Source organism: Deinococcus misasensis DSM 22328 (genome assembly GCF_000745915.1).
GTDB lineage: Bacteria > Deinococcota > Deinococci > Deinococcales > Deinococcaceae > Deinococcus_C > Deinococcus_C misasensis.
Genome location: NZ_JQKG01000046.1, coordinates 1 through 19,004, shown reverse-complemented (window position 1 = coordinate 19,004; position 19,004 = coordinate 1). Strand labels below are relative to the sequence as shown.

Sequence of the window (19,004 nt, the reverse complement as noted above, 5' to 3'; positions counted from 1 at the left end):
GAACTCTTTACCCTGAGGTTGGTCTTAAAACTTTTGGTGGGATCCGTGCAACCGTCTGCATTTCATGTGCAGGCGGTTTTTTTGCTGGCGGCTCTGGCTTTCAGAAGGCTTTCTCTGGACGGGAAAACAAAAAGCCCTGCACGGCACTGACCCCCAGAGAGGTCAGAACTTCCCACTGGTGTTCGGTTTCCACCCCTTTGGCGATCACATCCAGACCAAGGGCCTGTGCCATCCGCACCACTGCGGTCAACAGGGCTTCATCCCTGCTGCTGGGTTGCTCGGGGTTGAGGTCCTGAATCAGGTTGCGGTCCAGTTTCACCCCATGCACCGGATGGTGTTTCAGGGCTGAGAAGCTGGTGAACCCCTCGCCAAAGTCATCGATGATCAGGCGCACCCCGAGGTCCCTCAAAGCGGAAAGGCGACTCTGGGCCCTTTCTCCGTGTCGGGACAGCAATTCTTCTTTGATTTCCAGTTCCAGCAGGGCCGGGTTCAGGCCACTTTTGTCGAGGGCTTGCTGAACCGTGGCGGCAAAATCAGGGTGTGAAAACTGCTTGGCAGAGACATTCACACTCAGGATCAAGCCATGCCATTTGGCTGCATCCTGACAGGCCCGGTTCAGCACCCACGCCCCAATGGGCACACTGAGGCCTGTGCTCTCGGCAATCGGCAGGAACTCCAGAGGGGAAATGTGCCCGAACATCGGGTGGTGCCAGCGCAGCAGGGCTTCTGCCCCTCTGGGTTTGCCTCTGGGATCGGTGAACCGCTGGTACACGATGTCCAGTTCTTCGTTCTTCAGGGCCTGATGCAGAGCACTTTCCAGCGTGACCGGGGCCAGTCGGTCCGAAGATTGCATGCCGTGCAGTTCAAAACCGCTGCCTCTGGTTTTGGCTTCGTACATGGCTTTGTCGGCTTTCTCAAAGAGGTCCTGATAGGTGAGGGCATCCTCTGGAAACACTGCGAAGCCCACGCTGGGCGACACATGCAGGTGGTGCTGGTACAGGTGGAACATCGGCTCAAAGGCCTGCATGATGCGCCGGGCGACGGCCAGAACCGCACTGCTGTCTGCCACCGAGCGGATCAAGAACACAAACTCGTCTCCGCCTGTGCGGGCCACCGTGTCCTCGGTGCGCAAAATGGGTTCCAGCCGTCTTGCCACCTCGATCAGCAGTTCATCTCCCACGTGGTGCCCGAGGTTGTCGTTGATGCCTTTGAACTTGTTGAGGTCCAGCACCCCGAGCGCCAGACGGGTGCCGCTTTTGGAAGCATGCTCCAGAGCCACCCGGAAACGGTCTGCCAGCAGCAAGCGGTTGGGAAGTCCGGTCAGGGCATCATAAAGGGCTTTGCGTTCCAGTTCCTTCATGCGCTCGAAGGATTCCCGCTCCATTTTTTCTTTGGCCTGCCGTTCGGTTTCGTAGCGGTGGCGTTGCTGGTCCAGTTCGGTTCTGGCCCGTTCCAGTTCGTGCTGGGTGGCCAGTTGGCGGGTGCGCTGTTCGGCTTCGGCTTTGAGCACCTGTGCTTCCAGCTGGTGGGCTTCTCGGGCGGTATGAAGGGCCGCCTGCACCTCTCCGTCCTGCTCCATCGCCTGCGAGGTGAGCTGCAAAATCCGCGACAGGGTGCGCTGCCGGTTGCTGCCCCGTGCCAGTTCCTCGGCTTCAAAGAGCACATCCCGTGCCAGCGTAAGATGCCCCTGCCCGAGGTGGGTTTCCGCTTCACTGATCAGCACTTCAATCAGGCTGTCGATGGCCCCTGAACTGCGGGCCAGATTGATCGCCTCGTGGAAAGCCAGCAAAGCGGCATCCGTGTTTTCCCTCTGGCGGTACAAGACCCCAAGGTGGCGCAGGGCTTCAGCGGCCACCATGCCTTTTCTGGCAGTGATGTCCAGAGCAGAGCCCAGCAGTTCTTCGGCTCTGGGCAGGTTGCCCCGCCTCAACTGAAATTCCCCGTAATTGGTGCTGAGGATGGCCTCACCCATCCGGTGTCCGGCTTCCTGCACAATTTTCAGGGCTTTCTGGTACTGGTCCTGTGCGCTTTGCACTTCATCCAGATTGTCGTACACCCGTGCCAGATTGGTGGCAATGCCCGCAGAGAGCACATCCCCTTGCTGCCCGGCCAGCGTTTCGGCCTGCAACAGAAAATCCAGAGCGGTGTTGAAGCTCCCCAGATCGGTGTACAGGCTTCCGATGTTGCTGAGCAAGCCTGCCTCTCCACGCACATCCCCGAGCAGGCGGCGGATTTCCCGGGCCTCTTGCAAATGAAAGATCGCTGCGTTGCTCTCCCCTTTTTTGTGGGCCAGTTTGGCCATGCCATTCAGGGCATCCGCAAGGGTCTCCTGATCCCGGTACAGCCTTGCCCGCGCAACGGCCTGCTCGTACAGCAGGGCTGCCCGTTCGGTGTCTTCCTGCATGTGCCGTTTGGCTTCCTCAAGAAGGCGTTTGGGGGTCCTCAGGCTGGAGGAATTCGGATCAGACATCGGCTGCTCCTTGACGGGCAAAACTCGGGGGTTCTTTCAGTATGCACGTTCAGCCGGGAAGTTGCACACTTCCCGGCTGCAGGCCAGAGGATCACTTCAGGGCTTGTTTCAGGAAAGCCTCGGCGTTGATCACCCTGTCGGTGCTGGTTTGTTCCAAGAGGGGGGTGAGTTTCCAGAAGTTGGCCCCTTGCCCGAGGGCCAGAGCCAGTGTTCCAGTCACCACCGGGGCACTGAAACTGCTGCCCGTGGCGAGCACGCTGCGCTGACCGGGGTAAGCGGTGAACAGGTTCACACCGGGGGCCAGCACTTCGTTGCCCTGATGGTTCCACTCCACACTGGAACCATCGGTGTTGACGCTGCCCACACTCAGTCCTGAAAGGTCCAGCCAAGGATCGCTGCCCAATTGCAAGGCAGGGGGCAGGGGTTTGCTGCCTCCTTTGTTGCCCCCAGAGGCCACCATCAACACTTTCTTGTTGGCAGCGTACAGCATGGCGGTGTACACACTGCTGGTGAGTTGGTCGGTGCTGACACTCAGGTTGATGATGTCGGCTCCACCGTTCACAGCGTCATAAATGGCTTTGGCCATGTCTCTGGAACGGCCCGCACCATCCGGAGTGAGCACACGGAACACCTGAATGGTGGCTCTGGGGGCAATCTGGCGAATCAGCCCGGCCACAGCGGTGCCGTGACCATATGCAGCGTCACCATCTTTGCCTTCATCGGAAGGGTCTTTGTCCCAGCCCAGATAATCCCAGCCGGGGGTCACCGCCCCTTTGAGCATCGGGTGCTGGAAATCCACGCCGGTGTCAATCAGGGCCACATTGACCCCCTGTCCGAGCAAGGGTGCCATTTTCTGGGCTTTTTCCAGATTGATTTTGTTGAACGCAGCACTGTTGGCAGGGGCGGGTTGATAAATCCCATCAATCCACCAGCCAATGCCGTCGATCCACCAACCGATGCCATCAATCCACCAGCCAATGCCGTCAATCCACCAACCGATTCCATCGATCCACCAGGCGATGCCTTCGGTTTTGAAGGTGCCCTTGTCGCTCAGGGAAACGTCAAACAACTCGCTGGAACCCAGTTGTTCAATGGGAGGGCTCTGGTACTCTTGCTGATTTTGGCTGACGGGGGCCTGCCCACAGGAAGCGAGGGTCAAAAGCAAGGTGGTGAATAGGGTGAGGCGTTTCAGAACAGAAGTGTGTGACATGGTCACGTCCCTCCTTGGACTCCCAAAAGCAAGAGTGCATCTGCCGGATGGGCAAATGAAATGACAGCCACTGTGGAGATACCACAGCAGCGACCAATAGCCGGTCGCACCACTGACTCCACCTTTCCCAGGTGCCCGAATACAGGAAAGGCTTCACGGTCGCTATCAGCCAGAGGGTTTGGCTCTGTACTGATCTGCTACAATCATGACAAAAAAGCGCTTACGGGTCAATCCAGACGCGAAAAATCAAATTCATGCATGCCAAAAAATGGCTCTGCTGCGACAAAAACAGAGCCCTTAACATTTTCCGTACAACTCCCGGAAATTTCCTCAGCCAGACTTCAGAATTCACTGCTCTGGCTGAAGCAAAGGACAGGCAGCCTCTGCTGCCTGCCCTTTGTTGTTTGCCTTGTTGTGTGAAGGTAGGGATCCGAAACTCAGAGTCGGAAGCTGAATGAGCCTTTTTTGCATCCCACAAATGGAGCACAAACGGTGGCTGTTCCAGAGAGTTGCAGCGTGGAGAAATCAAAGCTGAGCGTGACTTCTGCTTTGAAGCCTGCCACAGAACCGCCCAGAGTGATCGAAGGATGCTGGGGATCCAGTTGGGCATGGCCCAGAGACACATTCCCCAGAGGGGTTTGCAGGGTGAGGTCCACCTGAATCAGGGTGGATTGCACCTCGTAAGACAGCACCACAGAGCATCCAAACGCCGCAATCAGCACAATCTGACCCCGGATGGCAGACACCTGATCGTGCAGGGGGAGGCTTGCAGCGTCGGTGGTGGCGGTCAGGGCGTGACCGGCAGGTTGCTGGTTGGCGATGTGGGGCAGCAGGTCTTCAGTGGTGAATTGGGCAGGCATAAATTCCTTTCTTGCATCGAAAGCACAGGGATTTGACGCTCAGGGATGTCCTGTCGTCCTGTCCTTCCTGAAGCGAGGATGCCATGCTCCCCATAAACGCACCGCTAATCGGCTGTTAACGGCTGGACCACAACAAAAAACCCTGCCAGAGCAGGGTCAGAAAGTGCAAGGTGTTTTACAGGGTGTTTCAGATTTCCAGAAAGAGTTGCAGGATGCGCACCGCACTGGCCTCATCGAGTTCGCCTTTGGACCTGCGGCGACCGTTCAGGTCTTCTTCAGCGCTCAGGGTGGTGTAACGCTCGTCCTGATAGTGCACGGTCAGTCCAGCCTGACGCAATGCATGCCCAAGGGCACGCACCTTCTGGGCCTGCTTGCTGGGCAGTCCATCGGTGCGAAGGGGCAAACCCAGCACCAGTTCGGTGGCCTGCTCTTGCTGCATTTTGCTCTGGATGCCAAGGATGTCTTCGGCTTGCTTGCCCCGGTGCAGGTAGCCGCGACCAAAAGCCAACCGGCCATAACTGATGGCAAAGCCAATGCGTTTCGGACTGACATCAAGGGCCAGGTAGGTGGTTTCGGGATTTGCAGAAGTGTCAGCCATGGTTTTGTGGGGTTTTTGGGGCAAAAAAAATCGCGGTCTTTTCGCCGCTTATGTTGAATAAGATAGCACAGTATGCATGACTTGTCAAGATTATGCAGGCCAATATGCACATGCATTGGACCCAGTTTTCCAGCACACTGAAAACATGATCCACGCCATTCCCCTTCTTGAACGGCAGAGACGGCTTTACGACCTCCCCAGAGGCATGGAGCGCTTCGAGGCTTACCTTGACCTGATGGCCAACGGCCACCCTGAACGGCTGCCCACCCTGCCCTTGCAAGCCATGAACCCGATGGCCCGAGAGCATGTGGCGGAACACCTTGATGCTTTGCTGGCAGAAGGGGCAGACCTCTGGTTGCAGGACTTTGCCACTGAACTGAATGCCCTGCTTCCAGACACCCCGGACCGCAACATGTGCTGGGTCATTGCCGATGACCTTAAAGGAGGATGGACCCAACGCCACCTGACAGAAGCCTCCAGATGCTTTGAGCTTCCCCGTTACCATCACGACTGGATTCCAATTTTGCTGTGGGTGTCTGACCCCATCGACAAAGAAACCCTCAGGAAAAACGCTTTTGCAGGTGCCTTCAGGCACTTTGACCACCTGAAGCATGGGGCACCCACCACCTTGGAACAGATGCTCTTGCAGGAAGGCCGGGCACTGCAATTTGCCAGAGAAACCGTAACCTTTTCCGCAGAGGAACTGGAATACACCGCAGAGGTCCTGCAACCCCACCTGCAGAGCACCCACTTCCCCACCCTGTTTGCCTGCCTGTATGGGGATGGGCCTGCAAAGGCCGTGGGTTATGCACCTCTGGGTCTCAGTGACCGGGCGGGGTTTGAATATGCTCTGGCAAGAGAAACCGGGCAGGTGGCTTAAAAGGCAACAAAAAAATCGGCGCTCGGCCGATTGATATATACATCATATCCCGGTATGCAGCATTCAGCAAGACCATGCAGGGACAAATTGCATGGGAACCGGGGCACAATCCTGATACTGTTTGAGTAACATGACTGTTCTGGAATCCACCCTCCCCCATCCCAAAACCCCAGAAGAGGCACTGAGCCTGCTTCTGGACGGCAACCGCAGGTACACCCACAACGCCCCCCACCTCGATGAAAGCCCCGAGCGGCGTGCAGAAGTCGCCCGCGGGCAGCACCCTTACGCCATGATCCTTGGGTGTGTGGATTCACGGGTTCCCCCAGAACTGGTGTTCGACTCTGGTCTGGGAGAACTTTTCGTGGTTCGCACCGCTGGACACGTGTTGGACCATGCCGTGCTGGGCAGCCTCGAATTTGGGGTGGAAGCCCTGAAAATTCCCTTGCTGGTGGTGCTCGGACATGACCGTTGCGGGGCCGTGAAAAGCACACTGGAAGCCCTTGAAAAACACATGCACGCCCACGAGGACATCGACTGGCTGGTCGAGCACATCAAACCCGCTTTTGAAGTTTCACAACACGAACAGAATCTGCTGGACGCCACCATCAAAGCCCATGTGCAGATCACCGTTCATGAACTGCAGCAAACCCCCATCCTCAGAGAAGCCGTGCAGCAAGGCAAACTCAAAATCGTGGGGGCTTTTTACAATCTGGACTCTGGCAAAGTCAAACTGCTCTGAGTCGTGGATTCAACAGTCTGAGTTCATCCTTTGATGGTCAGCAAGGGTTCAAGCTCTGCAACAGGCGTGGCCATGCCTGCACCTTGCAGGGTTTCCATGATCGCCTGAATGTTTTTGTACGCTTCAGGGGCCTCCTGCCAGAGGTCTTTCAGGTGGTCCCGGGCGATGTCCGATCGCACCCTGCGAACATCAAGGGGCGTCACCACCCGATCCAGCCATGTGGCAAACCCATCTGAAGGTTTTTGCATGGCCTGCCCTCTGGACAGCACCCGTCCTGCTCCGTGACTGGCACTGCAAAGGGCTTCCATGGACCCCAGACCTGCCATCAGGAAACTGCTGGTCCCCATCGAACCGGGCACCAGCACAGGTTCACCTGTGGATTGAAAAGGGGTGCCCATCAGGTCCTCCATCCCTCTGGCAGGGGTGGCCCCTTTGCGGTGAATCCAGCTTTCACCCTCCCGCCAGAGCATGTTGTGTGGGGCGTCATACAGCAGTGGGAAAGCGGTTTCCAGACCACATTTGCGCAACACCGAACAGACCATCAGGGCCAGCATCATGCGGTTGACCGTGGCAAAGTTGGCAGCATTGTGCAGGGCATCCTGAAGGGTCTGGCTGTGGCTCTGGTGTTTGCTCTGATGTTTCATGTGAAACATTGGGACAAAACCACGGGCCTGTAAAGGTCCCTGTCTGGCAAGTTCTTTGAGCACAGCCTCCACCATTCCAGCACTGGTGTGTCCCACCGACACCGAGCCCGAGTGCACCATCACCACCACCTGATTTTCCCTGATGCCCCAGAGGTGGGCACGCACAGGGTCAAGAATGCGGGCGACCCTCTGGAGTTCTGCAAAGTGGTTGCCTCCACCCAGAGAACCCACCTGACCATCCCGTGTGAATGCTTTGTTGCCCAGAAAATCCTGCAGACCAGGTGTGCTGCTGGCACGCAAACTGCCCAGCCGTTCGGTGTGTTCTGTGTCCTGCCAGAGGTCTTGCAGGTGGAAATCCTGCCAGAGTCCGGTTTGCAAGGAGGTGGGTGTGGTTTCGAGGAGGCCCATCATGCCTTCTCTGAGCAACGCTTCCCTTTGCAAGCGGTTCATGGGAATGTTGCGCCCAGCTTCGAAAAACATGTGGCGCAATGCTGGAATGAGGCGAGCACGCTCTTCCAGCACCTGCTCGGCTTGCAGTTCGGTGAGGTGAAGGCGCATGCCACACCCCACATCGTTGCCTGTGGCTTGAGGCAAAAAGAAGTGGCGGGTTTGCAAAACGGTACCCACAGGAAGGGTGCTGGACTTGTGAAAATCGGGGGTCAGCACCACTTTCTGCAAGGCAGCACTTGCAGGGATGTGCTCTGGATGCTGGACTTTCCACTGTTGCACAGTGTGTTCGATGTCCAGCAGGTTTTGCAGTTGTGCTGTGGCTTTGCGGTCAAATGGCACCTGTGAACTGGCAAACAGGATGACCTCTGCAGGCAGGTTGGTCTGGTACTTCAAACGGTAAGGATCGGTTCGGAAAAACATACAACCTCTTTGGTGTGCTGTGAGACAGGAGACTCTGGTTTCCAGAGCCTTGATTGGCTGAGAAAAAATGCCATTGGCCCCACAGCAGCAGTTGAGGCGATGTCTTCAAGGTATCAAAATCCTTGTTTTTGCAAATCCGCTGTTCGACGTAGCACAAAACAGTACAAACAGTCAAAAAAGGTGGAGCCTTTTCAGCTCCACCTCAAAAATGAAAACGATTTAATGGAAACGATTTTGAATTCAACTGCAAGACAAAATGCCAATACAACTTCAGAATTTCTATTTTACAGCAGAAGCAGAAGTCAGCACAGAAGAATCCATATCAGGATCCTGTTCATCACGGGCACTGAGGATGAAAGACACCACCGTCACACAACCAAAAAATCCCAGCATCACCAGAGCTTCCATCTTCTGACCTCCTGAAAAACACATGAGGACCCTTGCACAGGTCCTGACTTGCTGTTTCCTGTCCGATGAGACCATTGTGCTCTGGCATGTTGAAAACCACTGGAAGTGGGGCTTAAGCCCTGCTGAAATTGTGGGATTTCCTTCTTAAAACTTTCTTAAGCTCGGGTTCAGGGAACCAAAACAAAAAAGCCTCTGTACAGAGGCTTTTCATCGAAGTTCATTTCAATGGATGGGTCTGTTGATGTCAGCATCCATTTCCAACTCACGTGATTCCATGGCGCAGATCAGGATGGCCACTCCTACCAGAAGCAGCAGAAACAAGACGATGAAAATCAATTGCATGACACACCTCCGCACCTGAAGACAATGCCGGACTTGCAATGCCAGCATTTCTTTTCTCTTTTTCTTGTATACATACTATGACAGAACCCAGATTAAAAAAAGCGTAACACAACTAAACAAGTGTTCATTTTGTGTTATTTGCAGCAATTTTTGCTTGAAAGATTCGTTACCAAAAAATTACAGGATTGGCGTTTTCTCAGATGTAGTCGGTCACCTGCCCCGGATCAATGCCACTGAGACGACGGTACATCATGATGGCCTGACGGTCCGAAAAGGAAGAAATGATGTCTGAGACCAGACGGGCTTTGCTGGCCCGGTACTGCTCAGGATCCACTTTCAACAACACCTCGATGTCCTCCATGAATCTGGGGGGGACAATGTTGCGCTGGTAATCGTCTTCGATGCTGTTCCAGTAAATCCTGAACAGGTTTTCAATGATGTTGCGGTAGCCCCTCTGCTGGGTGCTGAGCTGGGGCCGATGGATCACATAAGCCCAGATCATGCGCCGGAAAAACGCCAACTCCACCTTGTAGGTCGGATCAATGCACAGACCCGTGCCCTCAGGATTCAAACGGATGTTTTCCACGTAATTGGAAATGAAATTGGACGCAGCAGATTTCAAAGATGCATGCTCAATGCGCCGTCCAGAGTAGAAATCCCCCACCATCAGGTCAATGGCATTGCGGATGCAGGTTTTCGCTTCAGGTTCCTCAATGTCGATGTCCTTGAGCACCAGATGCTTTTCACGTTCAAAAAACCGCTCGAAAAAACTGTCTTGCTTCATGTTCTCGGCAGGCAGGATGCCTGCACGGTAAAAATCCACCAGATCATGGATGGAGTAGGCGATGTCATCGGCGTGGTCCATGATCTGCGCTTCGATGGTGGGCATTTCGGTGCTCTGTCCCGCTCTGGCAAACAAAAAATACTCCAGATCGTCCCGGTAAGCCCCGTATTTGCGGTGGCGTTTGGCCTGCACCTCATTGGAGGGATCAAGGGGAAGTTCACCCCGCAGGTGGGGGTATTTCATGGCGGCCAGCAAAGAAGCACGGGTCAGGTTGAGGCCCACATAACTCTGGGATTGCACGGCCAGACGGGTCACAATGCGGAAAGACTGGGCGTTTCCCTCAAACCCATCCGGGTCATGAACACTGACCAGTTCATCCAGCACGGCCTCACCAATGTGACCAAAAGGAGGATGCCCGAGGTCATGGATCAGGGCTGCCGTTTCCACCACATCCGGGTCTATCTCTGGAAAAGTTTGCTTTTTCTGGTGTTTGCGGTCACGCAGAAGTTTTTCTGCAATTCTGCGTGAAATTTGGGAGACTTCCAGCGTGTGGGTCAGGCGGTTGTGGAAGGCATAGCCGGTGGGCGTGATGACCTGGGTGATTTCCGCCAACCTGCGAAACTCATCGGTGTAAAACACCCGGTCCCGATCCCGCGCATAAGCATTGCGTTGGTCGGGGGTGTCAAGAAATTTGCGCTCCTGCCGTCTGGCTTCCAGCATGCATCAACTTAACCAGTGAACGGCATCTGCGTCAAATGGGGTTCAGTGCGCCCCTCTTTTTTTCTGGAGGGTGCGGTCTGGCAACACTTTGAGCAATCCCTCCGAAACCAGCATCCACACCACGGCACGCACGTCTTCATCGGAGCACTGCAACTGGGGTTGCTGGCTGAGGTCTCTGGACACTTCACTGAACAGGGTGAAGGGTCTTTTGGGTTTGCGGCTGGACAGGTGCCGGAGCACCACACTTTTGACGGCAATGACCTGGGTGTCTGTCATGCTGGCTCCATCGAACTTGAGATCTGGTTTTATTTTAACGCTTCAAAGCTGAGTTGACTTAAAGAAATGTTCATGCTCGTGTTTGTTTTTGAAAAATCCAGAGTGTTTTTCCTTGTCACAGAGCAGCTTTAGGGTTTGTTTATTTTTCCTCAATCTGCTCATGTTCTGTAAGAAATCCTGTCATGTCTTTGTGAAAGGGTTTCTATCATGACCTCAACACGCAAGTGTGGCCCATCAAAAGGCCATTTCACAGCGGGGGTTGCCAAAACCACCCGAGGGGGAGCCATGGACACCATTCAGGTTTACACGCAACAGTTTTTGAATTACCTGCCCAACCTGCTCACAGCCATTCTGCTGGCAGTGGCGGCTTTTGTGGTGGCGCATTTTGCCCGCCTGCTGACCGTCAAAGGTCTCAAAGCCACACATGTCGATGAAAGGATGGCCAGACACCAGCAGGGAGAACCTGTGCAGATCAGCAAAACGGTGGGAGACATCGTGTATGGTCTGGTGCTCTTGTTTTTCCTGCCCGGCATTCTGGGGGCTCTGGGCCTCAACAGCCTGCTGTCACCAGCCACAGGTTTCCTCAACACTTTCCTGGCCTTCATCCCGAGGATCTTCGGGGCTGCAGTGATTCTGTTGATCGGGGCTTTCGTGGCCAAATTGCTGCGCACCCTGGTGACCAATGTGGCTGCCACCGCAGGTGTAGACCGCCTGACCATGCGTGCAGGGTTGCCTGCAGGAACCCACCTTTCCAACCTGCTGGGCATCGTGGTGTACGGTCTGGTGATCATTCCTTTCATCACTGCGGCTCTGGATGCCCTGCAACTGCAATCCATCACCGCCCCCATCAGCGACATGCTCAACCGCATTCTGAGTGCCTTGCCCAACATTTTCGCTGCTGCTGCGGTGCTGGCTCTGGCTTTCTTCATTGGGCGTTTTGTGGGGGATCTGGTGCGTGGTCTGCTGACCAGCATGGACTTTGACCGACTGCCCCAAATGCTGGGTTTTCAACCCACTGGCAGTCCCGCAGTGGGCAACACCACCCCAAGCGCCATTGCGGGCCATGTGGTGCATGCCACCATCGTGCTGTTCGCTCTGGTGTCTGCCTTTGAGTTGCTGCAAGCCGAAACCCTCGCCAACCTGACCCGCAATTTCATCCAGTTGATCGGTCAGATTGCGCTGGGCATGGTGATTTTTGCAGTGGGACTGCTGGTTGCCAACTTCCTTGCCCGGATTGCCAGCAGCGCCAGTGGTGTGAACGGTCGCCTGCTGGCCGGGGTGGCACGCTGGTCCACCATCGCCCTGTTCGGTGCCATGGCCCTGCGCCAGATGGGCATCGCCAATGAAATTGTGAACCTTGCCTTCGGGCTGACCCTCGGAGCCATTGCGGTGGCCTTCGCTCTGGCTTTCGGTCTGGGCTCCAGAGAAACCGCTGGAAAACTCACCGAACGTTGGCGTCAGCAACTGGAGAAACCCGGTTCTTCCACTGGGCCCGGGACCGCTTCCTCTGCTTACAACAACCCCACAGATTGATTTTCAGATCAACCCCTCAGACCAGCCCCGGAACTTCCGGGGTTTTTTGTGCTCTGAAAAGGGCTTCCTTGCTAGACAGCCCTGTGGCTTTCGTGCAAATGCAACCCATGGGTTTGCAGGGTTTGCTTATACTGCAAGAAATTCGACAGGAGACCCATGCAACCACAACGCTTTTACATTGGAACTTACACCCAGTCCGCAGGCCACGTTCCCAGAGCCTCTGGAAAAGGCATCTACACCATGACCCTTGACCCCACCAGTGGTCAGCTTTCAGAGGCAGAACTGGTTGCAGAGGTGGCCAACCCCACTTTTGTGGCCATCCATCCAGAGGGTCATGCTGTGCTGGCCGCCAGTGAAACCGAGCAAGGAGCCATCTACAGCTTTCATGTTCAGGAGGACCACAAGCTGCGCCTGCTCAGTGCCCAGTCTGCCCTGGAAGGGGCAACGGCTTTCGTCAGCACGGACCTGAAAGGCCAGTTTGCCTTTGTGGCCAACTACATGGGCGAAAAATCCGTGGTGGCTTACCCCATCCAATCTGATGGAGCCCTGTTTCCTCACATCGCCACAGACCAGCATGAGCACCACACCCCCGGCGAGCATGCGGACCACCCTCACGCCCACTGCATTCGCCCACACCCTGCAGGACGCCACATGGCCGCCACCAACCTCGGGACCGATGAGGTGTACGTCTATGACCTGCAAAGCCCAGAGGGCCCCCTGCACCGTTTGCACATCGTGGCCTTCCCACAGGGCTCTGGTCCCCGGCACATCCAGTTTGATGCCACAGGCACCCGGGCTTTCGTGGCTCTGGAGCTTTCTTCCCAGGTGGCCAGTCTGGTGGTGGAACCTGCCACCGGCTTGATGGTGGTTCAGCACCTCGCATCCACCCTTCCAGAGGGTCACACCGCAGAGAAAAACTCTGCGTCCGAAGTGCTTGTCAGCCCGGATGGACGTTTCATTTATGTGGGCAACCGTGGCCACGACAGCATCGCGGTCTTTGAGGTGCATCCAGACACCACAGAGTTGAGCCTGATCGAAACCGTCTCCACACAAGGCAAGGTGCCCAGAGGAATGGTTCTTTCGCCAGATGCCCGCTTTGTGCTGACAGGCAATCAGGACAGCGACACCATCATGGTGTTCAGACGGGATGCAGAGGCAGGCACCTTGGAACCTGTGGGCCTGTTTCCCTGCCCAACCCCTGTAGGATTTGCGTTCTTGCCTTAATACCAAAATCAGAAGAGGTCAGATTTGCTCTGGCCTCTTCTGGTTTTCTCTTTGCTGTTGTCTGTTGTGTATGGAATCAAGCAGTCATGCTGCGGGCTGTTGCTGGAAGGGACAGACAGGGCATGAGTTGCCCTCCTGTGTAACCTCCGGGCAAACCCTCCAGTTGCACATGCTGGTACGTTCCTGAAGCCGTCACACAATAAAATTTCAGGCTGCTGGCTGGCGTCAGATGACGGAACAGCACTTGACGGTAAAACGCATTGATGGTCTGGTGGGGGTCCAGCAAATCATGCTGGCGACCCAGACGGATCATCACGGTGACATGGTGGCGGTCTTCATCGGCATAGACTTCCATTTTGCAGGCGGGCATGTTGTTCAAATGCCCCTGAAATACGGGGTGAGACAGAATCAATTCCATGGTTCTCGGGCCTCCTGAGGGTGCAAAAACACCTCTGGGTGAATCCAACACCAAGCGCCCAGAGTGACCCACAGAGGTCTGAACACTGCGGTGTTGTGAACACAGCGGATGAAAATGGATGGACTGTCAGGTTTTATCAATTTAACGTGCCAACATGAAGCCCTCTTCATGGATCTGATGTGATTCATGGTGGCAGACTGAATTGTGGTTCAGAGTTGCTTTTGTTGTTGAGAAGCAGGTTTTCAAGAAGCAGGATGCTCTGAAGCGGTTTCTTCCTGCATCAATTCCACGAAGGCCCGCACCACATGGGGATCAAACATGCTGCCAGAACAGCTCTGGATTTCCTGCAGGGCTGCCTCATGACTGAATGGCTCTTTGTAAGGTCGTCTGGAGACCAAGGCATCATAGACATCCACCACACTGAAAATCCGGGCGACCAGCGGAATCGAATATCCGGCCATCTTGCCGGGATACCCACTGCCATCCCATTTTTCATGGTGGTGCAAGATCACATCCAGTGTGGAAGGGGGCAAACTCGGGATGTTTTTCAGCATTTCATGCCCGATTTCACTGTGCCTTTTGACCTGCTCAAATTCCTCTGGGGTAAGTTTTGCAGGTTTGAGAAGGATGTGGTCCGGAATGGCAATTTTTCCGGTGTCATGCAGGTAAGCACCCCACCTGAGGGCATCCAGAGCCTCTCCCAGCAAGCCCATTTTGCGGCCCAGGAGCTGGGTCAGGTGCACCACCCGGTCGGTGTGGCCTTTGGTTTCATAATCCCGGTACTCCAGCACCATTCCAATGGATTTGAGAGTCTCCTCCCGGCTGAAAGACAGTTTCTCGATGTAAGAACTGCGTTCAAAGGCATGGGAGATGCGGTCGCGCACGGCCCGCAAAATGCGCTGGTTGTTCTCGGTGAAAGCCAACCGGTCCTCGAAGGTCCCGAGCACCAGAAAGCCCCTGAGCCTTCCATCTGCCCGGATGGGCAGCAAAGCCACCTGACAGGCCTGTGCTCTGGGGAGGGGCTCTGGAGGGGCACACAGGGGCTCATGGGCATCAAAGAAAGCTGGCGTGCCCTTCAAAAAGGCATGGAGCAACCTTGGGCCGGAGTGACTCAGGTAATGGCTCAGCAGGTTTTCTGCAAGGGCAGGCTGCAGGTTCAGACAGGTCCCCACCTGATACTGGTGGTCTTCCACCTGCACAAACATGCCATAGTCAAAAGGCAGCACACTGGTGCAGTGCTGCAACGCCAGATGAATCACGTCCAGAGGGTCACTGGCCTGCTCCAGTTCTTCGGCAAGGCGCACCATCTGGGAAAGGGTGGTCAGGGATTCCATCAGTTCCTGCCGCGCCTCCACCCGGTCGGTGATGTTCAGGCTGGAAGACACAAAGCCCTGAAAATCTTCCCCTTGCCACATCAGGCGAAATGCGGTCTCCCCCCAGAGGTAAAACCCGGATTTGTGCTGGAGGCGGTACTCCAGAATTTTCTGGTGTGCCCTCTCCTGAACAGCTTGCAAAACCTCCTGAATCACCCTTTCCCGGTCTTCTGGATGGATGTACTGGTGGTCTGCAATCTCCATGAATTCCTGCGGGGTGTAACCCAGCAAAGTCTGAATCGAAGGAGAAACATAGGTGACCTGAAATGCCCGATCAAACCGGATGATCAGGTTGACGGTGTTCTCCGCAATCAATTTGAACTGGCTCTGGCTCTCCTCAAGGGCTTTCTGAATGCGGTTTTTCTCGGTGATGTCCTGCACCACCACCAGTCGGGCAGGCCTGCCCTGAAACTCCACCTCCTGAGACTCCACATGCACTTCCAGATGCTCTCCAGAGCGGGTCAGGTGAATCCAACTGCGCTCTTCTTCCAGGACCCTCTGCTCCGATGGGGCACAAAAATATTTCCTCAAAAGGTTCTGTTCCTCTGGAGGACGGATGCCCATCAGGTCCATGGACAGGAATTCGGCTCGGGTGTAACCATAGCGCAGGAGAGCAGCCTGATTGACCTCCAGAAACCTCAGGGTCTGCAGGTCGTACACCCACATCGGCAGGGGATTCAGTCGAAACATTGCTTCGTACATGCCCACAGGCGCAGGAGGTTCCTGATCAAGATCCAGCGTTTTTTCAGGTTGTGAGGAAGAATACACGGTCAAGGCAGCATCCTCTCTGGAGGGGCGTGCCAGCATGAATGCAACATGCCTGAAGGCAAAGCTCATGCCGGTCGCACCACTGACTCCACACATTCCAGGTGCCCGAATGCAGAATGTGTTTCATGGTCTCATGAGTGGGCGATGGCCCATTCTGGTCTTCACGTTACGAAACAGACCCCGCACTGTCAATCAAAAACAGTTTTCATGAAGAAAAAAAGCCTTGGTCAATTTCTTACAGTTCATTTACCGTGAAAATTAAAGGCCAAATCTTTCAGTGAGGGCTTGTCTTGAAGATCATCTGGTTAACAGCCCAGCAAATCCATAAAATAACCATCATGCGAAAAGAAATGTTATGCCTTACCCTTTCTCTGTTTGTGTTGTCAAATCAAGTTCATGCCCAGAGCAATGTGGCTTTCACAGCTGGAGTCTATGGCTTCGGTGCAGAATATGAAGCCCCGATCTCGGATGGTTTTTCTTATGGAATCCATGCCCATTTTGCTCCAAGTGCAAACCGACCCTCCTACAGCACTGGACTCAGTGTGAAGTATTTCTTTGGAGAGGGAACATTCATCCCATATGTGAATGTGGGCCAGATGTTCATGAATGAGCCCAACATCCAGACCCTCACCGCCACCGAAGTGATGGGAGGCATTCGCTTCAAATTGACCTCCAATCTGGCCCTTGATGCCACAGGGGGCATGGCCCTGATCCGCACCCTCTGGCAAGCCCCAAACAACAATTGCCCCGAGTCCTACTGCAACAGTTTGCCCATTGGCCCCACAGGCAGGTTTGGGGTGCGTTGGTCCTTCTGAACCAGCCAACAAAAAGACCCAGACGTTTTCCTCTGGGTCTTTTTTGAACTGCATTTACAGCAAACCATCCAGATATTCTGCAATGCCCACCTTGATGGGCATCAGGTAGATGTTGCTGTCCCGTTCGCGCACCCACTGCAGGGCTTTCAACACAAACTCACGGTTCCATTCCAGGGTGGGTTCGAAACCTCTGGGAAAAATGGCCCGATTTCGGGTTTCCCAATAGCGTCTGGAACGCACACCCACCACCGAAGTGACCCCCCAGAAAATGGGCATGTTGTGGCACTCTGACTGCTCAAACATCTCCTGAAAAACATCCATCAGGCGCAAATCAAAGTAAGGTTGGGTGAAAAAACCGGCGGCTCCCGCTTCCTGCTTCCGTTCAAGGTATTCCAGCTCACTGCGCAAGCTGGAACGGTAAGGATCCAGACCTGCATAGACCTGAATTTCAGGCAGCTCACGTTTGAACTTCTTGATGGCATCAATGCAAGAGGTGGGATACACCCGTTTGCTCATGTCTGTGGGTGGATCTCCCGTCACCACAATGACCTCTTTGATTCCCATTTCCAGGAGATTTTCTGCAAAAGGCAAAGGCTTTTTCAGGTTGATGTCAATGGACCTGAAGTGGGGGATCGGGCTGTTTTGAGGCAAAATGTCACGCACTGGACGGCATGCATCCCAGCTTCGGATGTCATAACGCATCAGGTCAGGCAGATTGATGGTGTCCACGGCAGGCAAAGCCCGCTGGATGAAGGTCAACTCCTCCTGAAGGTGTTCGTAGGTTTTGGGGACCAGTTCAACGGCAATCCGCATGCTAAACAGTGTATGCAGCCAGCTCCCCTGTCACCCTCCGAAATCTAGTTCTCTGGGCAAACAAGGGAATTGCCCAAGTTGACAGGCGTCCACCTTTACACTTCAGTCACAACTGGTATGCTGAACCCATGATTGCTGAGGTTGCCATCGAAAACGCCATGGAGGTTCGGGAAGCCCAGCATGCCGGGGCCACCTCAATGGTGCTGGTGCGAAACCTCAGAGAGGGTGGCATCAGTCCGGACCTCAAAACCATTGGGCTGTGCTCGGATGTTGCACGCATTCCCCTTTCCATTCTGGTGCGCCCAGATGCAGAGAACTACGCTTATGAAGAAGGCCGCAGACGCCGCACCCTCAAGATTCTGGAACTCTACTGGAACCACGGCATTCGAAACATCACCTTCGGGGCCATTCACAACACCGTGATGGACTGGGATTTGCTGGAAGATGCCATCACACATGGGTTCAGCGTCAATGTCAATTTGGCTTTTGACCAGACCCAGGATCTGGTGAAAAACTACCTGCAACTGGCCCTTTATCCCATGGTCCGTCAGGTCACCACCCGAGGTCAGGCAGACAGTGCCTTTTTGGGACAAGACAAAATCCAGAAACTCACGCAATTGGAGAAAACCACTTTGCCTGTGCTTGCTGACACTTCAGGCTTGCCACCAGAACAGGTGATGGCTTTTCTGGAGCACACCAGGGTGCAGGGCCTGCATTTTGCCGCAGGGGCAAGGGACCGCAATGGACGCCTGAACACCATCTACATTGAAAATTGCATCAACCTGATGCGCAAACATGCCCGAGGTGATCGGGGCCGGGATGCTGCACCCTCCAACCGCTTCAGACTGTAAACGACTCAAAACCTGCACAAACCCAAAAAGGCCAGAGGGAAGATCCTCTGGCCCAAAAAACGAAACCCGGACCGACGTCCGGGGTTGGTTTTGAGTTCTGTTGAACGAGAAGAAGAAGCTCTAGTGGACGATCCTTAGAAAGGAGGTGATCCAACCGCACCTTCCGGTACAGTTACCTTGTTACGACTTCACCCCAGTCATGAAACACAACCTAAGTACCTGCCTCTCAGCTCCCGGCAATTTCAGCTGCATTCCACTCCCATGGTGTGACGGGCGGTGTGTACAAGGCCCGGGAACGTATTCACCGCGGTATGCTGACCCGCGATTACTAGCGATTCCAACTTCATGCAGTCGAGTTGCAGACTGCAATCTGAACTGAGGAAAACTTTAAGCGATTCGCTCACCGTC

At 54.8% G+C, this 19,004-nt stretch carries 17 protein-coding genes, 1 rRNA gene and 2 riboswitches; of the genes, 6 read left to right on the top strand and 12 right to left on the bottom strand.

Features of this window, described 5'->3' with window-relative positions; genetic code table 11:
• Positions 1–100: 100 nt before the first annotated feature.
• The 4 genes from Q371_RS19715 to ruvX form a co-directional block, all read right to left on the bottom strand.
• Complete coding sequence (locus Q371_RS19715; RefSeq protein WP_051964870.1) at positions 101–2,470, bottom strand: EAL domain-containing protein; 2,370 nt, start codon at positions 2,468–2,470, stop codon at positions 101–103.
• Between the two features lie 91 nt (positions 2,471–2,561).
• Positions 2,562–3,680 (bottom strand): S8 family peptidase, encoded by a 1,119-nt coding sequence (locus tag Q371_RS19710; protein ID WP_051964867.1) that lies wholly within the window; start codon positions 3,678–3,680, stop codon positions 2,562–2,564.
• Positions 3,681–3,769: 89 nt separating this feature from the next.
• A riboswitch (cyclic di-GMP riboswitch) is annotated at positions 3,770–3,853 on the bottom strand.
• A gap of 264 nt (positions 3,854–4,117) precedes the next feature.
• Positions 4,118–4,540 carry a hypothetical protein gene (locus Q371_RS19705; RefSeq protein WP_034343733.1) on the bottom strand — a complete coding sequence of 141 codons (423 nt, stop codon included), beginning with the start codon at positions 4,538–4,540 and terminating at the stop codon, positions 4,118–4,120.
• 187 nt (positions 4,541–4,727) lie between these two features.
• Positions 4,728–5,138: a Holliday junction resolvase RuvX gene (gene ruvX, locus Q371_RS19700; protein WP_034343774.1), complete on the bottom strand. Its 411-nt coding sequence runs from the start codon at positions 5,136–5,138 to the stop codon at positions 4,728–4,730.
• A gap of 145 nt (positions 5,139–5,283) precedes the next feature.
• Between ruvX and Q371_RS19695 the strand changes: the two genes are divergently transcribed.
• Together Q371_RS19695 and Q371_RS19690 are read left to right on the top strand one after the other, a co-directional pair.
• Positions 5,284–6,018 (top strand): hypothetical protein, encoded by a 735-nt coding sequence (locus Q371_RS19695; protein ID WP_157442836.1) that lies wholly within the window; start codon positions 5,284–5,286, stop codon positions 6,016–6,018.
• A gap of 130 nt (positions 6,019–6,148) precedes the next feature.
• Positions 6,149–6,757, top strand: coding sequence for a carbonic anhydrase (locus Q371_RS19690; protein ID WP_051964866.1), 609 nt, complete (start codon positions 6,149–6,151; stop codon positions 6,755–6,757).
• 23 nt (positions 6,758–6,780) lie between these two features.
• On the opposite strand, the gene Q371_RS19685 is transcribed toward Q371_RS19690, so the two are convergent.
• The 4 genes from Q371_RS19685 to Q371_RS19675 all read right to left on the bottom strand — a co-directional run bounded on the left by Q371_RS19685 (position 6,781) and on the right by Q371_RS19675 (position 10,801).
• Entirely contained in the window at positions 6,781–8,271 is a 1,491-nt protein-coding gene (locus Q371_RS19685; protein WP_051964864.1) for an RtcB family protein, read from the bottom strand.
• A gap of 279 nt (positions 8,272–8,550) precedes the next feature.
• Positions 8,551–8,679 carry a hypothetical protein gene (locus Q371_RS28130; RefSeq protein WP_281174329.1) on the bottom strand — a complete coding sequence of 43 codons (129 nt, stop codon included), beginning with the start codon at positions 8,677–8,679 and terminating at the stop codon, positions 8,551–8,553.
• Positions 8,680–9,217: 538 nt separating this feature from the next.
• Positions 9,218–10,525 (bottom strand): deoxyguanosinetriphosphate triphosphohydrolase family protein, encoded by a 1,308-nt coding sequence (locus tag Q371_RS19680; RefSeq protein ID WP_034343729.1) that lies wholly within the window; start codon positions 10,523–10,525, stop codon positions 9,218–9,220.
• 42 nt (positions 10,526–10,567) lie between these two features.
• Positions 10,568–10,801 (bottom strand): hypothetical protein, encoded by a 234-nt coding sequence (locus Q371_RS19675; protein WP_034343727.1) that lies wholly within the window; start codon positions 10,799–10,801, stop codon positions 10,568–10,570.
• Positions 10,802–11,086: 285 nt separating this feature from the next.
• On the opposite strand from Q371_RS19675, the gene Q371_RS19670 reads away from it, so the two are divergent.
• Positions 11,087–12,334 (top strand): mechanosensitive ion channel, encoded by a 1,248-nt coding sequence (locus Q371_RS19670; protein ID WP_051964863.1) that lies wholly within the window; start codon positions 11,087–11,089, stop codon positions 12,332–12,334.
• Between the two features lie 156 nt (positions 12,335–12,490).
• Positions 12,491–13,558 (top strand): lactonase family protein, encoded by a 1,068-nt coding sequence (locus tag Q371_RS19665; RefSeq protein ID WP_051964861.1) that lies wholly within the window; start codon positions 12,491–12,493, stop codon positions 13,556–13,558.
• 76 nt (positions 13,559–13,634) lie between these two features.
• On the opposite strand, the gene Q371_RS19660 is transcribed toward Q371_RS19665, so the two are convergent.
• Positions 13,635–13,976: a hypothetical protein gene (locus tag Q371_RS19660; RefSeq protein ID WP_034343725.1), complete on the bottom strand. Its 342-nt coding sequence runs from the start codon at positions 13,974–13,976 to the stop codon at positions 13,635–13,637.
• 242 nt (positions 13,977–14,218) lie between these two features.
• The gene (locus Q371_RS26080) at positions 14,219–16,156 is read right to left on the bottom strand and encodes an HD domain-containing phosphohydrolase (protein WP_169743892.1); all 1,938 of its coding nucleotides are present in this window, start codon (positions 16,154–16,156) and stop codon (positions 14,219–14,221) included.
• Between the two features lie 20 nt (positions 16,157–16,176).
• A riboswitch (cyclic di-GMP riboswitch) is annotated at positions 16,177–16,257 on the bottom strand.
• Between the two features lie 237 nt (positions 16,258–16,494).
• Between Q371_RS26080 and Q371_RS19650 the strand changes: the two genes are divergently transcribed.
• On the top strand, positions 16,495–16,932 hold the full coding sequence (locus Q371_RS19650; RefSeq protein ID WP_034343723.1) for a hypothetical protein: 438 nt from the start codon (positions 16,495–16,497) through the stop codon (positions 16,930–16,932).
• Between the two features lie 54 nt (positions 16,933–16,986).
• On the opposite strand, the gene Q371_RS19645 is transcribed toward Q371_RS19650, so the two are convergent.
• Positions 16,987–17,745, bottom strand: a complete 759-nt coding sequence (locus tag Q371_RS19645) for a methylenetetrahydrofolate reductase (RefSeq protein ID WP_034343721.1) — start codon at positions 17,743–17,745, stop codon at positions 16,987–16,989.
• A gap of 128 nt (positions 17,746–17,873) precedes the next feature.
• On the opposite strand from Q371_RS19645, the gene Q371_RS19640 reads away from it, so the two are divergent.
• Complete coding sequence (locus Q371_RS19640; RefSeq protein WP_034343719.1) at positions 17,874–18,596, top strand: copper homeostasis protein CutC; 723 nt, start codon at positions 17,874–17,876, stop codon at positions 18,594–18,596.
• Between the two features lie 138 nt (positions 18,597–18,734).
• Here the strand turns inward: Q371_RS19640 and Q371_RS19635 are convergent.
• Positions 18,735–19,004: ribosomal RNA gene (locus Q371_RS19635) — 16S ribosomal RNA — on the bottom strand; the annotation flags it as partial.

What these genes read in the sequence shown, in the direction of transcription:
- ruvX (WP_034343774.1), bottom strand. Translation starts at nt 5,138, where the DNA reads ATGGCTGACACTTCTGCAAATCCCGAAACCACCTACCTGGCCCTTGAT.
- Q371_RS19705 (WP_034343733.1), bottom strand. Translation starts at nt 4,540, where the DNA reads ATGCCTGCCCAATTCACCACTGAAGACCTGCTGCCCCACATCGCCAAC.
- Q371_RS26080 (WP_169743892.1), bottom strand. Translation starts at nt 16,156, where the DNA reads ATGCTGGCACGCCCCTCCAGAGAGGATGCTGCCTTGACCGTGTATTCT.
- Q371_RS28130 (WP_281174329.1), bottom strand. Translation starts at nt 8,679, where the DNA reads ATGGAAGCTCTGGTGATGCTGGGATTTTTTGGTTGTGTGACGGTGGTG.
- Q371_RS19645 (WP_034343721.1), bottom strand. Translation starts at nt 17,745, where the DNA reads ATGCGGATTGCCGTTGAACTGGTCCCCAAAACCTACGAACACCTTCAG.
- Q371_RS19715 (WP_051964870.1), bottom strand. Translation starts at nt 2,470, where the DNA reads ATGTCTGATCCGAATTCCTCCAGCCTGAGGACCCCCAAACGCCTTCTT.
- Q371_RS19695 (WP_157442836.1), top strand. Translation starts at nt 5,284, where the DNA reads ATGATCCACGCCATTCCCCTTCTTGAACGGCAGAGACGGCTTTACGAC.
- Q371_RS19640 (WP_034343719.1), top strand. Translation starts at nt 17,874, where the DNA reads ATGATTGCTGAGGTTGCCATCGAAAACGCCATGGAGGTTCGGGAAGCC.
- Q371_RS19680 (WP_034343729.1), bottom strand. Translation starts at nt 10,525, where the DNA reads ATGCTGGAAGCCAGACGGCAGGAGCGCAAATTTCTTGACACCCCCGAC.
- Q371_RS19685 (WP_051964864.1), bottom strand. Translation starts at nt 8,271, where the DNA reads ATGTTTTTCCGAACCGATCCTTACCGTTTGAAGTACCAGACCAACCTG.
- Q371_RS19670 (WP_051964863.1), top strand. Translation starts at nt 11,087, where the DNA reads ATGGACACCATTCAGGTTTACACGCAACAGTTTTTGAATTACCTGCCC.
- Q371_RS19660 (WP_034343725.1), bottom strand. Translation starts at nt 13,976, where the DNA reads ATGGAATTGATTCTGTCTCACCCCGTATTTCAGGGGCATTTGAACAAC.
- Q371_RS19665 (WP_051964861.1), top strand. Translation starts at nt 12,491, where the DNA reads ATGCAACCACAACGCTTTTACATTGGAACTTACACCCAGTCCGCAGGC.
- Q371_RS19675 (WP_034343727.1), bottom strand. Translation starts at nt 10,801, where the DNA reads ATGACAGACACCCAGGTCATTGCCGTCAAAAGTGTGGTGCTCCGGCAC.
- Q371_RS19710 (WP_051964867.1), bottom strand. Translation starts at nt 3,680, where the DNA reads ATGTCACACACTTCTGTTCTGAAACGCCTCACCCTATTCACCACCTTG.
- Q371_RS19690 (WP_051964866.1), top strand. Translation starts at nt 6,149, where the DNA reads ATGACTGTTCTGGAATCCACCCTCCCCCATCCCAAAACCCCAGAAGAG.